This window comes from Acinetobacter sp. YH16032 (genome assembly GCF_013417345.1).
Taxonomy (GTDB): domain Bacteria; phylum Pseudomonadota; class Gammaproteobacteria; order Pseudomonadales; family Moraxellaceae; genus Acinetobacter.
In genome coordinates this window covers 1-21,357 of record NZ_VPEE01000002.1, presented here as the reverse complement: position 1 = coordinate 21,357, position 21,357 = coordinate 1, and the positions used below count along the sequence as shown (strand labels likewise).

The following is a 21,357-nucleotide window of genomic DNA, read 5'->3' as shown; positions in this document are numbered from 1 at the left end:
GCAACACAAGCGGTTCAAACTGCAGAAGCTAAGCATGATGAATTGGTAGAGGCAATTGCTGCTAAAAATGGTGTAATCAGTCCAGCAACGCAAGCTCAATTACAAGCGATCAAAGATCAATTAGATGCATTGAAAGGTACAGCACAAGGCTTGGTAGATGCATTACCTGAATCAGCAGCTAAAGATGATCTAGATGCTCGTTTAGATGCTTTAGATACAGCTGTGCCAGTAGTTAATGATTTAAATGATGATGGTATTATTGATGCTGCGGAAGCTGCGATTGCAGCAGCAACACAAGCGGTTCAAACTGCAGAAGCTAAGCATGATGAATTGGTAGAGGCAATTGCTGCTAAAAATGGTGTAATCAGTCCAGCAACGCAAGCTCAATTACAAGCGATCAAAGATCAATTAGATGCGTTGAAAGGTACAGCACAAGGCTTGGTTGATGCATTACCTGCATCAGCAGCTAAAGATGATCTAGATGCTCGTTTAGATGCTCTAGATACAGTTGTACCAGCAGTGAACGATACAGATAGCAATGGTATTGCTGATGATGTTGATGCCGCGATTGCAGCAGCAACACAAGCGGTTCAAACTGCAGAAGCTAAGCATGATGAATTGGTAGAGGCAATTGCTGCTGAAAATGGTGTAATCAGCCCAACAACTCAAGCTGAATTACAAGCGATCAAAGAAGAATTGAATGCGTTGAAAGGTACAGCACAAGGCTTGGTTGATGCATTACCTGCATCAGCAGCTAAAGATGATCTAGATGCTCGTTTAGATGCTCTGGATACAGCAGTACCGGCAGTGAACGATTTAGATAACAATGGTATTGTCGATGATCTTCAAGAAATAGTACTTCCAGCGGATAACTCAGTTAATTTCATTCCTGAAGTGATTAACCCGACTACTAAATTACCTTCAGCAGAACAACAACTTGAAGATAAAACTGCATTTGCGGTAGCAAGTGTTGGCTTGGGTGCAGTGCTCGAAGCTAATGTTTTAACAGAAGTTCTTCAAAATTCATTAACAGTTGATGTTGCTGATGGGACAGTTCGCAACTTAACATTGAAATCACAATCAGGTGGTGTTTCGATCGTCTCGATGTACGATCTTAAAATTTATCAATTTGATGAAGAAACTGGTCAATACAAAGAGTACATGACTGAGAAACAATGGTTGAAAGCTTATTTACTGGCTGGTGTTTCTGAAGAATTGAACGTGAGCCTTCCTGAAGGTAAATATATTGTATTCTTAACACCTTCTGTTGGGGTAACAGTATTAAGTGGTTATACATTGAAGGTATTGAATGACATTATTCTGGATTATAATGAAGTTGTGTCAGTCGATGGCGAAGCAACTGGTAATGTAATCACAGATGCAGATGCTGTTGATGGTCAGGATGTACTGCCAACTGGTACGATTGTAGAGTCAGTTATGGCTGGTTCTAATGCAGCAATTACGTTGAATAGTAATTCTGAAACCGCGATCGAAGGTAAATTTGGTACGTTATTTATTAATCAAGACGGAAGCTATCGTTACGAGATTAATGAAGACTTTAAAGGTCCATTCGGGCAAGTAGATGAGTTTACCTATTACGTTAAAACAGAACTAGGTAATACAGCTTCTGCAAAGCTTAATATATCGATTGATAATAAAGTTGTTGAGGTAAAACAATCAGAAATCAACGACACTGTTATCATCAATCCACTTCCTGAAATTAAAGATATCACTGGTGAAGTGCCTAAATTAACAAATGTCAAAGTTCTAGATGTAAGTTTGTTAGATCCAGTTATTAAAGCTGGTGCAGTTGATTTATCTTCGTTCATGAATTTCACAGTGAATGAAAATAATGTTCGTGAAATGACTTTCCAAGGCGATGGCGGCGGTGTAAGTTTAACTTCATACTCTTTATTTATTTATAAATTCAATGCTGATACCAATGAATATGTCCAAGTTCACAGCATAAATAACTGGTACACAGTAATTTTAGGTGGTAAATCTAAGGAAGTTACACTTAAATTTACAGAGGGTGACTATTATGCAGTGACTGTTCCAACAGGACTTAATGTACTTGGTGGATCTGGTCTATATGTTAATAAAGACACACTTTATGATTATTCGACTGTTAAAACAGACAATGATTTTGTCGGTCAAACTTCAGGTCAGATTGAATTAGCTAATGGGTCAGAAATCATTATTGCTGGTAATACTCAGCTTGTTGAAGAATCAGAACTTCAAGGTGTCTATGGTAAATTAATTCTCAATAAGGATGGAACTTACCAATACTTCGTAAATAAACCTAGTGAAGGAACAAGCTTACCATATGGTGAAATCGAGACATTTACTTATGTCATTAAAGATCAGAATGGAAATAGTTCACTCGAAACCTTAACGATTAAAATTGATTTAGCTGTTGCTCAAGATGATTTTGAAGAATCTGAAATTGTAATGCAAAATAAATCAGAAACTATTGTAAATGATACAATTTTAGATATTGGTCTGGCTCAACGTACTATCGATGCTAAATTTGCAATAGCTGAAAACTCAGTCAGTACAGTTGCAATTTCTTTTGAAAGTACTCTATCTTTAACTTCATCACGCAGTATTAGTTACACAGTGAAAAATGCAGCTGGCACTGTAGTTAAGACTGGTGAGTTAAATGCTGTTACTGGAAAAGTATTACAGTTAAATGATCTTCCGGCTGGCGTATATACTGTACAAGCTAGTCTTGTTAATCCTGGCCTTGCTTATTTCAAAGACTCTACAATTACATTTAATACAACGTACTTGAATGAATTTACTCCAGTTGCTTTAGAACCAGTTATTGGAAACGTTTCTAATAATGATGACGGTTTAAATTCTATTAGTTCTTATACTATTAATGGATTAACGACGTCGACTTATAGTGGTAATCCTAGTGTAACTGTCGAAGGTAAATTTGGTACTCTTGTTTTCAATAATGATGGTAGCTATACGTATACACCATCAGGAAAAGGATTTGGTAAAGAAGAATTTAGCTATACTGTTTCGACAGTTGGTGGAACGACTTCAACAGCTACTTTAAGCTTTGATGTAAACAAATCATTTACAAGTTCGAAATTTAATGACGCATTCACTGGAAGTGATATCGCGGATAAATTAATCTTCAACTTACTTGATGAAGCCGATGCAACGGGTGGAAATGGTTTTGATACGTGGTCAGATTTCGAAGCAGGTGTCGATGTAATTGATGTATCTCAACTATTTGTTGATGCTAATACTTCAACTACATTCTCAACAGATTCGACTGATCAAGTTGCGGATATCTTAAGTAAATATATCACTGTTAAAGATTCTGTAATTTCAATCGATCGCGATGGTGAAGGTACACAATTTGAAGCTACTCAATTGTTGAATATTGGTCCTCAAAATGCAGATCTGACGTTGGAGCAGTTACTTCAAAACGGTCAAATCATTTATTAATTCTTTAAAAATACGCATACTACGGTATGCGTTTTATCAAAAAAGGCGAAATAATGTTTCGCCTTTTTTATGGCAATTTAATCTTTTAATTCAGGAGGGAAACCATCTTCAGTCAAAACTTCAGCGATTTTTTCAAAGCTATATGTTGTACGAATATCTGCAATTTTGTTGGCAACATCTACATTGACGCTTGCATTAGGATCAAGTGACAATACAGATGCAGTGACACCTTTAGCACAACCCGAACAACTAATATTTTCAATAAATAATTTCATAATAACCTCTTGCGTTAGTTAACATCTATCACTGTCACGATTGAATATGTTCAATTTGATTCAGAATACTGCAGTTTGAAGTCGAATCATTAGAGCACATCTGACTCGCAGCCTTTAATTTTAAAATCATTGATTGCATCGAATGAATTTGTTCTGTCAAAAAATGGATATGTTGATCTGTAATTTTTTTCACATCAGCACTTTTTCTGTCAGGATTTTTCCAAAGCTCAACTAAACTTTTGATTTGATCGATCGAAAAACCAAGATCTTTAGCATGTTTAATAAAACTTAAAGTCGAAAGGTCTTGCTCTGTGTAAACACGATAACCGCTAGTGCTTCTGGTCGGAACAGAAATGAGATCGATTTTCTCGTAATATCGAATCATTTTAGCAGTTAAGCCTGAACGTCGTGCTAATTCGCCAATATTCATAATCTTTCCTTTATTATAAGCTGCTAATTTAATTTCAATGTTTTGAGTCTTAAAGCATTCGCTAATACAAATATCGAAGAAAGTGCCATTGCGATTGCGGCTAAAACAGGTGAGAGCAGGATACCAGTCAAGGGATAAAGTACGCCTGCAGCAATCGGAATCAGACAAATATTGTATAGAAAAGCCCAGAACAGATTTTGATGAATATTTCTAATGGTCATTTCGCTTAATTTGATGGCTTTAGATAAGTTATTCAAATTTGATGACATTAAAATAAGGTCAGCCGTTTCAATGGCGACATCTGTACCTGAACCTATCGCAATACCGACTTGAGCTTGCGCAAGTGCTGGAGCATCATTAATCCCATCACCAACAAAAGCAACATTTCCATATCGGGTTTGAAGGGTCTCAACAATGTTTAACTTTTGATGTGGTTTGACCTGTGCATAAACTGCATTGATATTAAGTTGATTCGCCACATATTGCGCTGCATTTTGATGATCGCCAGTAATCAAAGCAATGTGCTTGTCGTTCTTTTTAAGTTGAGTCATAACCTCGTAGGTTTCAGGTCTTAATTGATCCGTGATTAAAATAATTGATGCAAGCTCACCATCGATCGAGACCGCGATGGGTGTTTGAGCTTCATCTAGTAATCTTTGATAGTGGGAGAGTGCATGAGAGATCTTAGCGTTTTCTCGAGTAATAAATTCTACAGATCCAATTTTAATATCCTGATCATCCAATTGTGCTTGAATGCCGAATCCTGAAATACTCTTAAATTCTGAAATTTCGATCATCTTTACATGATGATCGGATGCATATTGAACAATCGCTTTAGCAATTGGGTGCTCGGAATGATATTCAACGGATGCAACAGTTTGTAGAACCTGTTGATGTGTAAATGGTGCGAAAATCTCGATATGACTAATCGCAGGTTGCCCTATTGTTAATGTTCCAGTTTTATCAAATGCAAATGTTGAAATTTCTCGAAGTTTTTGAAGTGAAGTCGCATTTTTAAATAAAATTCCGTGTTCAGCAGCACGTCCCGTCGCAACCATTATCGACATCGGGGTTGCAAGTCCCATCGCACAAGGGCATGCAATAATCAAAACAGAAACGGCATTAATCAACGCATAGCTGAGATTAGGTTCAGGTCCAATCACTAGCCACGCGATGAAAGTAATCATCGAAATCAAGAGGATAACTGGAACAAACCATAAGGTGACTTTATCGACTAAAGATTGTATGGGGAGCTTTTGTGTCTGAGCATTTTCAACCAACTGAATAATTGAAGATAAAATGCTACTTTCAGAAGAATGTTTGGTTTCAATGACAAGAAATCCATTTTGATTGAGGGTTCCACCAACGACTTCTGAACCCATCAATTTGTGGATTGGAAAAGATTCACCACTGATCATTGATTCATCCACAAAACCCTCACCTGAAATAACCACGCCATCTACAGGAATTTTTTCACCAGGCCGAACTTCAACCTGCATACCGATTGTAATTTTATCAATCGAGATATCTTCAGTCTGGAGGTCAGATACTCTAACTCGCGCTGTTTTAGGTTGTAAGCCAATCAGATGTTGAATTGCTGCAGAAGTTCGACCTTTAGCTCGTGCTTCTAGATATTTGCCTAACAAAATAAATGTAATAATGAGTGTTGCAGGTTCGTAATAGACATGTACTGACTGTTGTGGCAATAAACTTGGAAAGAACGTAGCAACAATAGAATATAAATAGGCAGCTCCTGATCCTAAACTCACCAAAGAATTCATGTCAGGATGTAAATTTATCAGTGACTTGATACCTTGTGTGAAAAAATGCCGTCCAGGTATAAAAATAACTAAAGTCGCAAGAATAAATTGGAATAACCAACTCTGATTTTGACTGATGTAAGTACCTATAAAATGATGAAATGAAGGCAAGAGGTGCGACCCCATTTCAATGATAAATATAGGTAAACTGAGTACAAGTGCGATAATAAAATGCTTGAGAATTTTTTTTGATTCAAGTTCGCGATTTGGAAGTGCTGTGATCGTTTGCTGTTCAAGTACAGATTCAAACCCTGATCTTTCAATACGCTCAATAACTTGATCAACAGGAACTTGATAAAGTAGATCAATGCTTGCTATCTCAGTTGCCAAACTTACTTGTGCTGCTAATACACCTGGTATTTTTAGTAAAGAACGTTCAACTCGGCTCACACATGCAGCACAAGTCATGCCTAAAATTTTTAATTTTATTGTTGCCCATTTTTTAGTGTTAAAACCTGTTTTATTTACGGCTTGAATGATTTGTTGATCTTGTACATCTGTTGTTAACTCAATTTGTGCTATTTCAGTGGCGAGGTTTACGCTGGCATCTTGAATACCTTCGACTTTTTTTAATGAGTTTTCAACTCGGCTTACACAAGCAGCACAGGTCATTCCTTCAATTTTGATTTGAATAGATTTAGTTGAAGTAGATGACATACTTAACTCCATATGCTGATTGAAATAAGGTCATGATCATTCTAAACCTTCCCATTGTGGTAAGGTCAATAAGATTTGTTTCTTGTTTCATCATTACTGATTGGAATCCAAATTAGGCGTATGTTCTTTCCTCACTTAAATTAAAAACAATATTCCAAAAATCCATTTAAATTGAATAAATTTTCTTAAATAAAAAATCATCAAAACAAATCAGAATAAAAAATAACCAACAAAAATAATTATCGATATGATCTAAAGCATTCAATTTAATTGATTAACAATCTTCAAAATTTCAGATATTTATAAAAAATGGGTAATGATATGAATGATAAATTAAGTTTTGGTTTATTCGCGATTTTATTGAGTACCGTGGCATTAAGTTCTAATGCGCACAGCGCAGATTATAAATGGAAGGTAAGAGGTGCGATTAGCAATATTGATCCCACATCTTCTCCAGGTAGTATTTTTAATCGAACAGCACCCGTCACAATAGATGATGCTTGGGGAGTCACTGGCACGATCTCTTATTTTTATACACCAAATATTGCATTTGATGTATTAGTCGGTTTGCCACCAGAGCATAAAATTAATGTTGCTGGTAATGAAGTCGCAAAAACAAAACATTTACCTCCAATTTTCAGTCTGCAATATCACTTCTTACCCAATGAAAAGTTACAACCTTATGTGGGTCTGGGCTTAAATTACACCTATTTTTTTAATGACCGATTATATAGTGGTGATAAGTTCGATCTCTCAGATTCTTTTGGTTGGGCTGGTCAAATAGGCGTAGATTACCAATTTAACCCTCAATGGAGTGTTGGTGCTGATATCCGATATGCGGATATCAAAACTGATGTAAAAGTAAATGGAGAAAAGGTAGGAAGTGTGGACGTAGATCCAACGGTGTATAGTTTAAATATCGGATATAGATTCTAAATATTAGGGATTAAAAAAAGGAGTCAATGATAAGACTCCTTTTTTATAAATATCAACAACAACCTTCAATTAGCCATTGATGATCCCAGTCACACCAGTCACGATCATATCAATGGCAATCGTACCGATAAGCAATGCAGCAACACGACCCACGATATCTACATATAAGTCGATATAATTAGAATATTTATGCTGTAAATTATCATGCAAATATTTCATTAATATCAAAAGACTACAGGTTAAGAATAAGGTCATAAAGATGACTGTGATCGTCTGCCATAAACTTAATTGAATGCCAGTGATTACAGATGCAGAGATTGTTCCTGGACCGATCATAAAAGGCATGGCGATCGTACCAGCCAAATGGTTTGGTGCTCCACGCATGACCCCAATCGTATCAGCACCTTCAAATACATAACGATAACCGATCACCAAGAAAATGATTCCACCAAAAATTTGGAAAGATTCAAATCGTGCATGAAGTACATCATTAAAAAAAGCTTCACCTGTTTTAGCAAAAATGACAAAAACCACAAAGCTAATCAAACTACCTTGGATCAGGGCCATATTAAAAACTTTTGCATCTGAATTTCGAATAATCCCAAGCATATAAATGCTCATTAAAAAGGGATTAAGCAACGAAAAAAATAGAGCAAAGGCGTTTAGACTTTCTGACATAGTCATTTTCCTTGTTTAGATGAGCTACTACTAACTAAATGTCACGATCAGGAAATTGTGGACGTTTACCTGGACTGATTCGGTTAATATGAAGGTACATCATATGACGTTCATATTTGTCCAAAATGTCGTTAATCACTTGTTCTTTGTTGTAACCGACCAAATCATTACCTTGTGAACCTTCAAACAAGTAACTTTCTAAACGATAGTAATAACGCTTTGTTCGTTTAGCACGGGTACTAAAGTTAGGGGTGTCATAACGAACGGGCCAAATCTCATATACGAAATTTTCTTCTTCATTCAAGTGAATAATTAGGTCCAAATGATAAAGCTCAGCATTATCTTCAAGAGGCTTAGTATTCACATCGACTTTGACACCTTTGGATAAAAGTTCCTGTGCCACGGCATCCATTGCAGGTTTACACACATCATCTAACATTTTTAATGTTTGTTCATGGCTTGGATGAAGCATTACGCGACTGAGTCGCTTTTTCCAATTGAGAATATCCACATTGCCCACGACTGGCGCGGCATTTAAGCTAGTACTGGCTTGTCTGAAATCTTCCAATCTCAAGGATTTGTATAAACCCGCCATCACAAAGAATATGACAAAGCTAAAAGGCAGACCCATGATGATGGTTGTGTTCTGTAAGGCAGTAATACCATTTGCCATCAGCATCGCCAAGGTGAGTAAACCAATGGCTATAGCCCAAAATACGCTGAGCCTTCTTGGAGAGTCATGCTCGATATTGGTGAATTTTGTCGTGAAATTACCCAAAACAAGAGCGCCTGAGTCTGCAGAAGTGACGTAAAATAATAATCCTGTAATTGTTGCTATACCTGCTAAGAAGGTAAAACCAGGATATTGTGCAAGTAGGTCATAGAAACCATGCGCTGGATTTTCTAAAACGGTTGTTGCAAGTTGTGCATTACCATCAAAAATTACATTGTGAAGTGCGCTATTTCCAAATATGGATAACCAAGTCAGTGTAAATAGTAGCGGAATAATCAACGTACCAAATACAAATTCACGAATGGTACGACCACGAGAAATTCGTGCTAAAAATAGACCAACAAATGGCGACCATGCAATCCACCAAGCCCAAAAGAAAAGCGTCCAACTGTTCATCCATTCTTTAGGTTGTTCGAATGGAAAACTCATTAAACTCAATTTTGGGAATTGACTGAGGTAATCACCTAAATTTTGGATTAAGCCTGCGAGTAAGAATTCTGTATTACCAATCAAAAGAATAAAGAGGAGTAACCCAATCGAGACATAGATATTGATTTCAGAAAGAACTCGAATCCCTTTATTCACACCTGCCGTTACTGAGATGACAGTAATAACCACCGCGATCCCGATTAGACCAGCTTGAATCCACAAATTTTCAGGTAGATCGAAGAGAACATGAAGACCATAATTGAGTTGTACGACACCAATACCACAGGTAGTCGCGATACCAAAAATCGTACCTAAGACGGCAGCTGTATCTACAGTGTGACCTATAGGACCGTTAATTTTTTTTCCAAAAATAGGGTAGAGAGCTGAACGGATCGTAAGGGGAAGGTTATAACGATAGCTGAAGTAACCTAAGGCTACACCAACCAATGCATACATGCTCCAACCAGTTAAACCATAATGAAACAAGGTCCATACCATGGACTGACGTGCTGCTTCAAAGGTTTGTCCTTCACCTACAGGTGGGTTCATGTAATGCGATAAAGGTTCAGCCACGGAAAAGAACATGAGATCAATACCAATACCCGCAGAAAAGAGCATTGCAGACCAACTCAATAAACTAAATTCAGGCTTAGAGTGTTTAGGTCCTAATTTAATTTCGCCGTATCGAGAGCATGCGATAAATACAATAAAGACAAAATAGAGTGTCGCAGCCAACAGGTAATACCAACTAAAGGTTCTGCTTACCCAATCGAGGGTTTGTGTAATGACGTTATTAGCAGCTTCATTAAACAAAATTGTGGTGATCGAAAACAAAAGTATCAATGATGCTGATACATAGAACACGACCTTATTCAAACTATCCTGCGTTTGATCATTTTTGTTATGCATAAATCAGTGACCATTCAATGAGTAATGAAATGATCTACAGCGCAGTTCGATTTATATCCTGATAGAAGCTTGCTTGATCCACAATTACAAACTTTTGCAAATACAAAACAAACTGAGCTGTACATCATGGAAGTAATAGCACTATAATTTTTATTGATTGAACGTTCAATTAAAAAAACGTTTACTAATGTTACAGCGTTCTTATTGATAAACGCTGATTATAATCTCCTGTAGGTTTAGGTCATCTTATGCCAAAAGTTGGTATGCAACCCATTCGTCGTCAACAATTGATTGATGCTACTCTCTCCACTGTAAATGAGCTCGGTTTTGCTGATGCATCCATTCAACAGATTGCGCAAAGAGCAGGTGTCTCCACGGGTATTATTAGTCATTATTTTGGTGGCAAGAATGGATTGATTGAGGCAACCATGCGCTATTTACTACAGCAACTTGGAGAAAGTGTAAGGGATCTAAAATCAGAGGTTGGACATTCTCCAGAAGATCGTTTAATGGCGATTGTTAAAGCGAATTTTGCAACTCCTCAGACCAATCAAGCCGCGATGAAAGTATGGCTCGCGTTTTGGGCTATTAGTTTGCATCAACCCGATCTACACCGATTACAGCAAGTGAATCACTGTCGGCTACATTCAAATTTAAAACATGAGTTTTTAAAACGTTTAAGCCCCCTAAAAGCTGAGCAAGCAGCTCAAGGGTTGGCTGCATTAATTGATGGGTTCTGGTTAAGGGGCGCATTAACAAGAAGTGAGATTGATACTGATCTTTCTATCCGTCTTTGCCATGCCTTTATCCAGCAGCAACTTACACAATAATTTTTAATATTTACTATATCTGAGGCTAATCGTATGAATAAATTCCCATTACAACGTCCTTATATTCATGGACAATTCGTCGATGCTCAATCAGGTCAAACTTTTGATTCGATTAATCCAGCCACGGGGCAAGTTCTCGCGACCATTCAAGCATGTTCTCAACAGGATGTGGATCAAGCCATTCTATCTGCCAAACAAGGACAGAAAGTTTGGGCTGAAATGACTTATATGCAGCGTTCAAGAATTTTAAATAAAGCTGTAGCTATTTTACGTGAAAGAAATGATGAACTTGCCACCATTGAGTCCTTAGATAGTGGTAAAGCATATAGTGAAACATCGACTGTAGATATTGTGACAGGGGCTGATGTACTCGAATACTACGCTGGAATTTTACCTGTACTCGAGGGTCAACAGATTCCTTTAAGAACAGATTCATTTGTCTATACACGCCGTGAACCTTTGGGAATTGTAGCTGGTATAGGAGCATGGAATTATCCAATTCAAATTGCCTTATGGAAGTCAGCACCTGCTTTGGCGGCGGGGAATGCAATGATTTTCAAAGCCAGCGAGATTACTCCATTAACAGCCTTTAAATTGGCAGAAATTTATACCGAAGCTGGAGTGCCAGATGGGGTATTCAATGTTGTAACAGGGGGCGGTGATATTGGTGCCTATTTAAGCCAGCATGTAGATATTGCGAAAATTTCATTTACTGGTGGTGTGAGCACTGGAAAAAAAGTGATGGCTCAAGCTGCTGAATCGAGTCTTAAAGAAGTCACGATGGAGTTGGGTGGGAAGTCACCATTAATTATTTGTGAAGATGCTGATTTAGACTTAGCTGCAGATATTGCAATGATGGCAAATTTCTATAGTTCTGGACAGGTTTGTACGAATGGGACACGAGTATTTATTCCAGAATCATTACAGCCAAAATTTGAAGAAAAGCTATTAGAACGTATTCCTTATATCCGCTTAGGTAATCCGCTAGATCCAGAAACAAATTTTGGACCAGTATCTAGCTTTGCGCATATGAATAAAATTTTGGCATTCATCGATTATGCTAAAAGCGAGGGAGCACGTTTAGTGTGTGGTGGTTCTAGAGCAACAGATGATCATTTAAAAAATGGTGCTTTTGTACTGCCTACAATCTTCAGTGATTGTCGAGATGAGATGACCATTGTTCAAGAGGAAATCTTCGGTCCTGTGATGAGTATTTTGACATATACATCAGAACAAGAAGTGATTCGTCGCGCTAATAATACTTCTTATGGATTGGCTGCTGGCGTGGTTACCCCTGATATTGTCAAAGCACATCGAATCATCCACCAAATTGAAGCAGGTATATGTTGGATCAATACGTGGGGTGAATCACCAGCTGAAATGCCAGTCGGTGGCTATAAGCATTCTGGTGTAGGAAGAGAGAATGGTTTAACGACTTTACAACACTACACGCAAATCAAATCGGTACAAGTGGAATTAAGTCCATTTCAATCTGTATTTAAAGCCTAAGGAGAACACTATGACATATGATTACATTATCATAGGTGCAGGTTCTGCTGGGAATGTACTTGCAGCGAGACTCACCGAAGATCCAGATATTAAAGTTCTGCTCCTTGAAGCGGGTGGCCCTGACTACCGTTTAGATTTTAGAACTCAAATGCCTGCTGCTTTGGCTTATCCTTTACAAGGTCGACGTTATAATTGGGCATATTTGACCGATCCAGAACCACATATGAATAACCGCCGTATGGAATGTGGACGTGGTAAAGGTTTAGGTGGTTCATCATTAATTAACGGTATGTGTTATATCCGTGGGAATGCCATGGATTTAGAGCAATGGTCTCAAATGAAAGGACTCAGTCATTGGCGCTATGCTGAATGTTTACCTTACTATAAAAAAGCAGAGTCTAGAGATATTGGTGCAAATGAATATCACGGTGATCAAGGCCCAGTAAGTGTTGCTACGCCAAAGTCAGACAATAATGAGTTATTTCATGCAATGGTTGAAGCGGGTGTGCAAGCTGGATATCCACGTACGGATGATTTAAATGGATACCAACAAGAAGGCTTTGGTCCAATGGATCGTACGGTGACACCTCAAGGCAGACGTTCCAGTACCGCTCGTGGCTATTTAGATATGGCTAAAGGTCGTCAGAATTTAACGATTATTACGCATGCCACAACCAATCGAATCTTATTTGAAAAAAAACAAGCTATCGGTGTTGAATACATTCTTGGTCAAGATGTAACTAATTTACACAAGGTCTATGCTGAGCGAGAAGTATTGCTGTGCGCAGGTGCTATTGCATCGCCTCAAATTTTACAGCGCTCTGGGGTAGGAGCTAAGTCATTATTAGAGTCACTGGATGTAAAGGTTGTGCAAGATTTACCGGGAGTGGGTGAAAATCTGCAAGATCATTTAGAAATGTATCTTCAATACCAATGTAAGAAGCCCGTCAGTCTTTACCCTGCATTAAAATGGTATAACCAACCTAAAATTGGCGCTGAATGGCTGTTTTTGGGTAAAGGAATTGGTGCAAGCAATCAGTTTGAAGCAGGTGGATTCATTCGCTCTAGTGATGAGTTTGAGTGGCCGAATCTCCAGTATCACTTTTTACCAATTGCAATTAACTACAATGGTACCAATGCAATCAATGAACATGGTTTTCAAGCACATGTTGGATCTATGCGATCGCCGTCAAGAGGAAGAATTCGCTTAACCTCGAAAAATCCTTTTGATCATCCGAGCATTTTATTTAACTACATGAGCACTGAACAAGATTGGCGCGAATTCCGCGATGCAGTGAGAATTACACGAGAAATTATGCATCAGCCTGCATTAGATCAGTATCGAGGTAGAGAAATTAGTCCAGGTTCAGCATTAAAAACAGATCAGCAAATTGATGAATTTGTAAAAAATCATGCAGAAACAGCGTATCATCCTTCGTGTAGCTGTAAAATGGGTGAAGATGATTTAGCTGTTGTAGATGGTTACGGTCGTGTCCATGAAATAGATGGGTTGCGAGTGGTCGATGCTTCTATCATGCCGCTGATTATTACTGGTAATCTCAATGCAACGACGATCATGATGGCCGAGAAGATTGCAGATCACATTCGTAATCGACCTGCTTTAACCCCTTCAGATGCACCATTTTATCGTGCAGAAACTTCACCCTCATTTTCTTAATTATAAATTTTATGATGATTAAAACGACTCAAGCAGTGCTGTTGAGCACTGCTAGCTTTATTATTTTACCCAGTTATGCAAATTCTACGAATCAAGAAACAAATTCACCAATTCAATTTGATGGATATGTCACATTAACCTCCAAATACATTTCACGTGGTTTAACAAATGCACCAGAAAATGATGACCTCGCAATTCAAACAGGTCTAAACCTCAGTTATAACAACTTCTATGTCGGGTATTGGGGTTCTACACTAGGCTACTCTTATGCTGAACTTCAAGGTGATAAGCGCCGTAAAACTGATAAATTGGAGCACGACTTTATTGTCGGCTACAGTTTTGATACTGGTAGGACAAATTGGAATATTTGGAATGCCACTTATTTCTATCCGAACGCGTCAAATACAACTTCCAATGAAATGGGGGTAACTGCCACACACCAATTCAATGATAAAAACTCTTTATCAACCAGTTTATCTGCATATACATATGATGTTGTGTATGCAAACCAAGGGGATACTTATCTAAACGTAATATATACCCATCAACTCAATGATAAATTATCTGCTACAGCAAGTGCTGCAACGAGCTATTTTAATGATAATGGGAAATATGAAGGTCTAGAGCTCGGTGATACAAAACGAGAATTTGCTTATCGCTTCTCATCTATCGGGCTAGATTATGCCTTGACACCAGAACTCGGATTGAGTGGACAATATATTTTTGGTGGTAAGAACCGCTATAACGAAAATCAGAAAAATTTAGGTGTAGTGGCTTTCACCTATAGTTTCTAATTTAAGAAAATCTTAAATGCTTAGGCTTAAATTTTGAATACTAAAATAGCCTAAGCAAAAGTGTAATTTTTAAATTAGACTCATCAATAAATAAAATATCGACATATCAAACATTATTAGTAAAAAATTTATCAACTTAGTGTTTATTTAATGAGTGATAGAAGTAAAGCATTGACCAAAAATAGGTCATGAATATGACGAGGAGAGTAAAATTTTACGCAATTTTTTCACAAGAATTTATTTAGAAATAGTTCTTGTGAAAAAAGTTCACTAAGATTTTTTGATGTTACATAGATGACTATGCTGAAGTATTAACTGATTTCAGCCAAATTCATAAATCAACTAGATATCCTATAATTTATAATTCATGAAGGACAATGGATTGAAAAAATAGAACTATGAATGTTCATTTTAACCATAAGATTAGAGTTTTATTCTATCCAAGATAAAAAGGGCTTTTGATTGTCATCTTCAGCGATAAACAAAAAATCTAATCTCATTTATTAAGTTTTAATATTTTGAAGAATTTTTTTCTCATCCTTAACGGCGCTATCGGAAAAATAGCAAAGATTTATGAAGAATAGTTTTAATTATTTTTATTTTATTGCTGTCATCAATATTACAATTTACCTTAGACAAATATCTCCCTAAAATCATTGAACTTATTTCGTTTTCTGAGCCAGTATTAAGAATGCTTTTAACCTGAGTGAGCTGGCTTATCTATAAGTAAAATCTCTAATTTAGATATCAAATTGTACTAAAATTAGTACGAGTCACTCAAAGAAAGCAAAAAAATTAAAATTTCAGCATTAAAATTCAGAGCTTTAAATGCTAAAGCTCTGAATTTAATAAGTTAACGTGTAATTTTCCACGTTTGATATGAATTATTGCTTTGACATCCAATCATTTGTAAGCGTGCCATACTATTTGCACCATCAGCGGCATCAAGGCATAGACTTGTTTTTAAGTTGATATATTGGCTTGTATGGCGGCTATACAGCCATCGTTGACTACTATCATTATTGCACGGCGCAACTTTAACAAAATTATCTTTAACATCGCCCATCAAACAAGCATCCCGATGAGTTAAGTATAAACGATGTGTGTGATCCGTACTCAGACGTTGATTGCCGTTGTTGGGATCGCATGAATACAATCCCATTTGTTGACCACCATTCAAGCTATCTGCACAAAAACCACGTGCACCATTTTTCAAAGTGAAAGGTTTTTGCTGGGTGTAATTGCCATTATTCACAGTAGAAATGCAAGTAGAATCATCCGTGCAATGCGCTGATGCCACTTGTACACAATTTCCATAAGTTTTAGTCGTTTGTGATTTAGACTTAATTGAAGAGTTTGCTATTGCAGAATAGGTGGCAGAAACAGATGTATGAACATCATTACAACTGTTATAGCCATAAATACCGTTGGGTTGTTGGTGCTGTCTGAAATTTTCGGTAAATGTAGCTAAACTATCAAAACCACCCCAGGTCTGAGGCACATTGATTTTTGCAATTTCAAGTTGTTTACCAGTACTCATGTCTTTAACAAAAGCTGAAACTGTACTGTCATTATTTTTCACAATCTTAAAATTATATTTCGTGCCTTCTTTCCATTCATAAGGTAAGTCACATTGAACGCCATCACCTTCATGATCAAATTGTCTGCAATACGCAGGGTATCCTGATTTCCAAGATGTCGTTTTCCAGATTGAGAAATTTAAATACTTCTGATCATTGCTTCGTTGCTGTAATCCAACATAACCGATATTTCCATTTTTTAATGAAAATTGATTGGCCCAAAATGTATTACCATCATTTCCTGGCTCATGGGTAATGATGATTTGATTTTCAAGTGTTGCAAAGCCATTAGCAGGAATATTGTTCCAATGGTAGTCAGTAGAAACCATTCCGCCTGCAACCACGGCATACGTATTCGAAACTCCAAGTAACAGAGAAGTACTTAAAGTGGTACGAATAATAAGATTGATTAAATTCATTGTTATATGCTCATATGATTATAAAAATTAAGACATAGATTCTTTAGTTTTACTTATGATTCTACAGTGATGAATACAATTTAGAATCACTATAAATAAATTTTATTAAAGTTTAACTAAACATTAAACATGTTGAAATGTTATAACATAACAATTATGATTTAGTTACATCAAAAATCAAGATCATTCATTGATTGCAATAAGCGATCAAATGATGTGGTTGAACATGAAAACGAGTAACTCACCATGAATATTGATTCTTCACAACCGTATAAATTACCTGTCACTGTGCTATCTGGATTTCTTGGTGCAGGAAAAACCACACTTTTAAATCATATTTTAAATAATAGAGAAGGAAAACGTGTCGCAGTAATTGTGAACGATATGTCAGAAGTCAATATTGATGCTGCTTTAGTCAGAGAAGGTGGGGCGGAATTATCACGAACGGAAGAAAAACTCGTTGAAATGAGTAATGGATGTATTTGCTGTACTTTGAGAGAAGATTTATTAGTAGAAGTAAGACGATTAGCGGAAGAGAAAAAATTTGATCAACTCGTCATTGAATCTACCGGAATATCAGAGCCTCTACCTGTAGCCGAAACATTTACGTTTGAAGATGAAGACGGCGTATCTCTAAATGAGTACGCTCGTTTAGATACCATGGTGACCGTAGTCGATGCATTCAATTTTTTACGTGATTATCGTTCATATGATCTTCTTCATGATCGTGGCGAATCACTTGGAGAATTTGACCAACGTACTGTTGTGGATTTACTGATAGATCAAATCGAATTTTGTGATGTTATTATTCTAAACAAAACTGATTTAATCGATGAGCATCAGAAGTCCCAGCTTTATGCGATTCTCAAAAAGCTTAACCCTAGAGCAAAAATTGAGTCATCTACATTTGGTCAGGTTGAACTCGATAAAATACTCAACACAGAGCTTTTTAATTTTGATGAAGCCTCACAAGCACCTGGTTGGTTAAAAGAATTAAGAGGAGAGCATAAGCCTGAAACTGAAGAATATGGAATCGAAAGTTTCGTATACAGAGCAAGAAGACCCTTTCACCCACAACGTTTTTACAATTTTATTCATTCAGAATGGAAAGGTGTTATACGCTCAAAAGGATTTTTTTGGCTTGCTGCGGAACCAACAATGGCTATGTCTTGGTCTCAAGCTGGAGGTATGGCTCGGCATGGTCAAGCAGGATATTGGTGGGCTTCGGTACCACAAGAGGAATGGCCACAAGATACGCAATCTATTCAGGAAATTGAATCGAGTTGGCATCCAGAAACGGGTGATGCCAGACAGGAAATTGTTTTAATTGGTCAAGAGATGGATAAAGAGCAATTAATCCAAAATTTTGATCAATGTTTACTTACTGATTCGGAGATGAGTTTAGGACCAATCGTTTGGTGTAATTTCTTTAATCCATTTGAAGCTGAAAAAGAATTACTCGCCTAAATTGAGTAAGGAATTCCTTAACAAATTAAGAGTAATCTGAGTTCTCCTGCATTTTCTTTTGGAGCACGGTGAACACAAGGAAGTGCTTTCTGATCAGGATGATCTACAGCCAAACGCCAGAGATGACCAATTCCTAAATTTAAAGGTGTTGCACCATTTTTAGGTTGATAGTGAAGATCCATATAGGTCTCTTCAAGAAAATCGTCAAACTCATGGTCTTCGCCATCAAACAATGATTTAATTTTTTGACGGATTTCTGGGATTAGAATTTTTTGTTCAACCTGATCATTGGAAATAATATCGCTAGCCGCCCCGTAATAGGTACACAGATATGTATCCGTTGCTAATGGCGATCGATCTACATGAAAAGAATATACATCAGTGCTGATAAAATCCAATTCTTCATCACGCTGATATTCTTTGATTAAGTTTAAAGACGGCGATGCACCCAATTCGGTGAGCAACATTATATCATTAAGGATAATGTCTCTCGCTTTGCTTGCAGAGTCTGAAAGTTTGAGTTGCTCTAATTGAGCGATGGTAATTTCAGTAATATCTTCTATGAGTGTAAGTTTTTCAACGATTTCTTTGAAATTGTAATCTAAATGCCTATACCAACATAAAGCATTGACAGGGTCTTCAAAAACTTCATTCGCTAATGCTTGGAAAGTATTCACCAATTTGGCTTGAGGATATGAGTGAATGAGTTCAAGCATATGATCTAAAACTTTTTAAAAACATATTATAGCTTTTAGCTCTAGACTTGATAAGACTGGATTTAGATGATTGATCGTTGTCCTATGTAGTAGGAGAGTGGGGCTTCCACCCATAACTACACGCTGTCAACAAAACGATAGATACTCATTAAGGCTATTCTACGATTGGGTCTAAAAGATTAAACATAGCGTGAGTTTTTTTGTTGGCTACAATTTCTGTTTAGCTTTTTGACGGAGAACATACAAATATAAGCTTTCTACTTTTTCACGTGCCCATGGTGTAGTCCGTAGGAATCGTAAAGATGATTTAACACTTGGGTCGATGCAAAAACAACGAATTTCAATTTTACGACTTAATCCTTCAAAGCCTCCGTAGTAATCCAATAACTCATCTAAAATGTCAGCAAGTTTTTTGCCATGTAAAGGGTCATTGGAAGTGTTCATAGTAGATCAACTGAATTATGTAAGATGAGCATTATAACCTGAGCTAGACAAAAATTGAGAACGTTGCTGTATATACTCAATGGTCCATCAAAAATGACAGATTGTGTTTTGGTTTAAATTTTTTTTCCTAATTTGAATTCTAATCATTAGTTGTTTTAAGCGATGTAACAAGACGATGGGTAGTATTGGTGTGCTGTTAAAGATATCCTATTTAACATAAATTGAAGTTGTGTGACTTCAGAATGACGTGAAGAGAAAAAATGGCTGATAATAAAATTAAAATTGCATTGTATTTAAGTGGCTGGACATTTGAAGATGGTAGCAAGGAGGATCTTCTACAAAATGCTGTAAAAATTGTTGCTACAGAATTTGATTCCTCCATGAAAGGGAGTATTTTCTGCCCAATATGTTTTACACCTTTATCTAGAAAACCCTTAAGTGGTGATTATTTTTCAAATGGGCGAAAAGCTTCATTTTCACATTTACCTTCATATAGCAAAGTTGAATGTAAATTAAGAACACCTAAAGCAGAAGGTAAATTGTACGAAAATGAGGAAGAAGCAAAACAAGCAATTGAAAACAAAGAACTAGCTATTATTAGTAGCTTCAAAACTGATCCTCCAGTAATGGATGATGAACAAGCAGGCGAATATGATGTGACAGCTATTGAGGATGAGGATGGTCCACTTACAACTATTCCAATTTCCAGACACAATGGTGAAGCTTTTGATTTGCCTTCAAAAATATCAACTGTTGCTGGTATTTGTAAAAAGTTCCATGAAAACTTCTATAAATATTTTTATTTACCAAACTCTAATGTAGCTGTTCAATTGAATGAATTGTTGCATAGTGTAGAAGATGTCACAGAGGAAGATGAGGAACCTAAACTATATTATGGAATCATTCGCAACTCTTATGTTGGTGGAAAAGGTGAAGATCATAATATACGGATGACTAGATTAGTTTCTAATCCTGAAATTCCTGAAATTCCTGATTTCTATTTAAAAGATACTAATTTAGCCCAGCGTAGACACGGAATTGGTGATAATTCAGAAGGACGAATTGTTCTTTTTTGGGGCAAAATCACAGGTAATGGTATCGGTCTCTGTGTCGAGTACTTAAAATGGGGTGAATATGGACTTTTACCTGAAAAATATAATTCTATCTTAATTGATTAAGCTGGTAAAAAAAGAGTCCACGTTATCTAATGGTGGACTCTAGTTTTAAATTTAAGAATAAAAGGGCTGTTAATCCTCCTAATTTTACAGCTTCTTTGGGTTTTAGATTCTTCAAGTAATATTTGATCAGAGCATGTATTACATCTTCTTCTTTCATCAAAATTTTTTTCTCAATGACGAGTTTTATCTAAGATTCCTTGATACTGAATTCTTAGCCATCACAAATTATATAAACCAATGTTAAGGGTTGTTGTTCCAGATATTCTATTTAACATAATATACATTATGCGAAATTGCGTATTATTAAATATAAAAGAATACCAACCACAAATGATGATAAATAAAAAAATTTTGATGGCTTCTGATCCGTTTTTTTCTCTTGTTCAAGAATCTTTAATGCTTCTTCTGGT

The 21,357-nt window shown here is 36.7% G+C and carries 16 protein-coding genes; 8 read left to right on the top strand and 8 right to left on the bottom strand.

The features are described from left to right. A partial coding sequence (locus FTV32_RS03115) for a BapA/Bap/LapF family large adhesin (protein WP_180027897.1) occupies positions 1-3,465 on the top strand: 3,465 nt, incomplete at its 5' end. A 77-nt stretch (positions 3,466-3,542) separates the two neighbouring features. Here the strand turns inward: FTV32_RS03115 and FTV32_RS03110 are convergent. Genes FTV32_RS03110 through FTV32_RS03100 form a run of 3 tightly spaced genes read right to left on the bottom strand, consistent with a single transcriptional unit; the run spans position 3,543 to position 6,659 of the window. Then, a complete protein-coding gene (locus tag FTV32_RS03110; RefSeq protein WP_035268662.1) occupies positions 3,543-3,740 on the bottom strand; it encodes a heavy-metal-associated domain-containing protein in 198 nt (65 codons plus the stop codon). Positions 3,741-3,774: 34 nt separating this feature from the next. Then, positions 3,775-4,170: a Cu(I)-responsive transcriptional regulator gene (cueR, locus tag FTV32_RS03105; RefSeq protein ID WP_180027896.1), complete on the bottom strand. Its 396-nt coding sequence runs from the start codon at positions 4,168-4,170 to the stop codon at positions 3,775-3,777. A 23-nt stretch (positions 4,171-4,193) separates the two neighbouring features. Then, on the bottom strand, positions 4,194-6,659 hold the full coding sequence (locus FTV32_RS03100; RefSeq protein WP_373683281.1) for a heavy metal translocating P-type ATPase: 2,466 nt from the start codon (positions 6,657-6,659) through the stop codon (positions 4,194-4,196). A gap of 309 nt (positions 6,660-6,968) precedes the next feature. Between FTV32_RS03100 and FTV32_RS03095 the strand changes: the two genes are divergently transcribed. Then, a complete protein-coding gene (locus FTV32_RS03095; protein ID WP_180027894.1) occupies positions 6,969-7,583 on the top strand; it encodes an OmpW family protein in 615 nt (204 codons plus the stop codon). A gap of 69 nt (positions 7,584-7,652) precedes the next feature. Here FTV32_RS03095 and FTV32_RS03090 read toward each other — a convergent pair whose 3' ends face one another. Further along, positions 7,653-8,261, bottom strand: coding sequence for a MarC family protein (locus FTV32_RS03090; protein ID WP_035268656.1), 609 nt, complete (start codon positions 8,259-8,261; stop codon positions 7,653-7,655). A gap of 34 nt (positions 8,262-8,295) precedes the next feature. Then, positions 8,296-10,332: a choline transporter gene (locus tag FTV32_RS03085; protein WP_180027893.1), complete on the bottom strand. Its 2,037-nt coding sequence runs from the start codon at positions 10,330-10,332 to the stop codon at positions 8,296-8,298. Positions 10,333-10,580: 248 nt separating this feature from the next. On the opposite strand from FTV32_RS03085, the gene betI reads away from it, so the two are divergent. From betI to FTV32_RS03065, 4 genes are read left to right on the top strand one after another with little or no spacing between them, the layout of a single operon-like run. Then, positions 10,581-11,162, top strand: a complete 582-nt coding sequence (gene betI / locus FTV32_RS03080; RefSeq protein WP_035268653.1) for a transcriptional regulator BetI — start codon at positions 10,581-10,583, stop codon at positions 11,160-11,162. A gap of 33 nt (positions 11,163-11,195) precedes the next feature. Beyond that, positions 11,196-12,671 (top strand): betaine-aldehyde dehydrogenase, encoded by a 1,476-nt coding sequence (betB, locus tag FTV32_RS03075; protein ID WP_180027892.1) that lies wholly within the window; start codon positions 11,196-11,198, stop codon positions 12,669-12,671. 10 nt (positions 12,672-12,681) lie between these two features. Next, on the top strand, positions 12,682-14,349 hold the full coding sequence (gene betA, locus FTV32_RS03070) for a choline dehydrogenase (RefSeq protein WP_180027891.1): 1,668 nt from the start codon (positions 12,682-12,684) through the stop codon (positions 14,347-14,349). Between the two features lie 14 nt (positions 14,350-14,363). Further along, positions 14,364-15,143, top strand: coding sequence for a hypothetical protein (locus FTV32_RS03065; protein ID WP_180027898.1), 780 nt, complete (start codon positions 14,364-14,366; stop codon positions 15,141-15,143). An 853-nt stretch (positions 15,144-15,996) separates the two neighbouring features. Here FTV32_RS03065 and FTV32_RS03060 read toward each other — a convergent pair. After that, entirely contained in the window at positions 15,997-17,142 is a 1,146-nt protein-coding gene (locus tag FTV32_RS03060) for a DUF3472 domain-containing protein (RefSeq protein WP_180027890.1), read from the bottom strand. A 246-nt stretch (positions 17,143-17,388) separates the two neighbouring features. On the opposite strand from FTV32_RS03060, the gene zigA reads away from it, so the two are divergent. Then, positions 17,389-18,609 carry a zinc metallochaperone GTPase ZigA gene (gene zigA, locus FTV32_RS03055; protein WP_180027889.1) on the top strand — a complete coding sequence of 407 codons (1,221 nt, stop codon included), beginning with the start codon at positions 17,389-17,391 and terminating at the stop codon, positions 18,607-18,609. Between the two features lie 17 nt (positions 18,610-18,626). Here the strand turns inward: zigA and FTV32_RS03050 are convergent, their stop codons facing one another. Both FTV32_RS03050 and FTV32_RS03045 read right to left on the bottom strand, forming a co-directional pair. Then, positions 18,627-19,325 carry a DUF1826 domain-containing protein gene (locus FTV32_RS03050; RefSeq protein WP_180027888.1) on the bottom strand — a complete coding sequence of 233 codons (699 nt, stop codon included), beginning with the start codon at positions 19,323-19,325 and terminating at the stop codon, positions 18,627-18,629. 207 nt (positions 19,326-19,532) lie between these two features. Beyond that, positions 19,533-19,769, bottom strand: coding sequence for a VF530 family DNA-binding protein (locus FTV32_RS03045; protein WP_035268632.1), 237 nt, complete (start codon positions 19,767-19,769; stop codon positions 19,533-19,535). A 260-nt stretch (positions 19,770-20,029) separates the two neighbouring features. On the opposite strand from FTV32_RS03045, the gene FTV32_RS03040 reads away from it, so the two are divergent. After that, positions 20,030-20,947, top strand: coding sequence for a hypothetical protein (locus tag FTV32_RS03040; RefSeq protein WP_180027887.1), 918 nt, complete (start codon positions 20,030-20,032; stop codon positions 20,945-20,947). Positions 20,948-21,357: the final 410 nt, after the last annotated feature.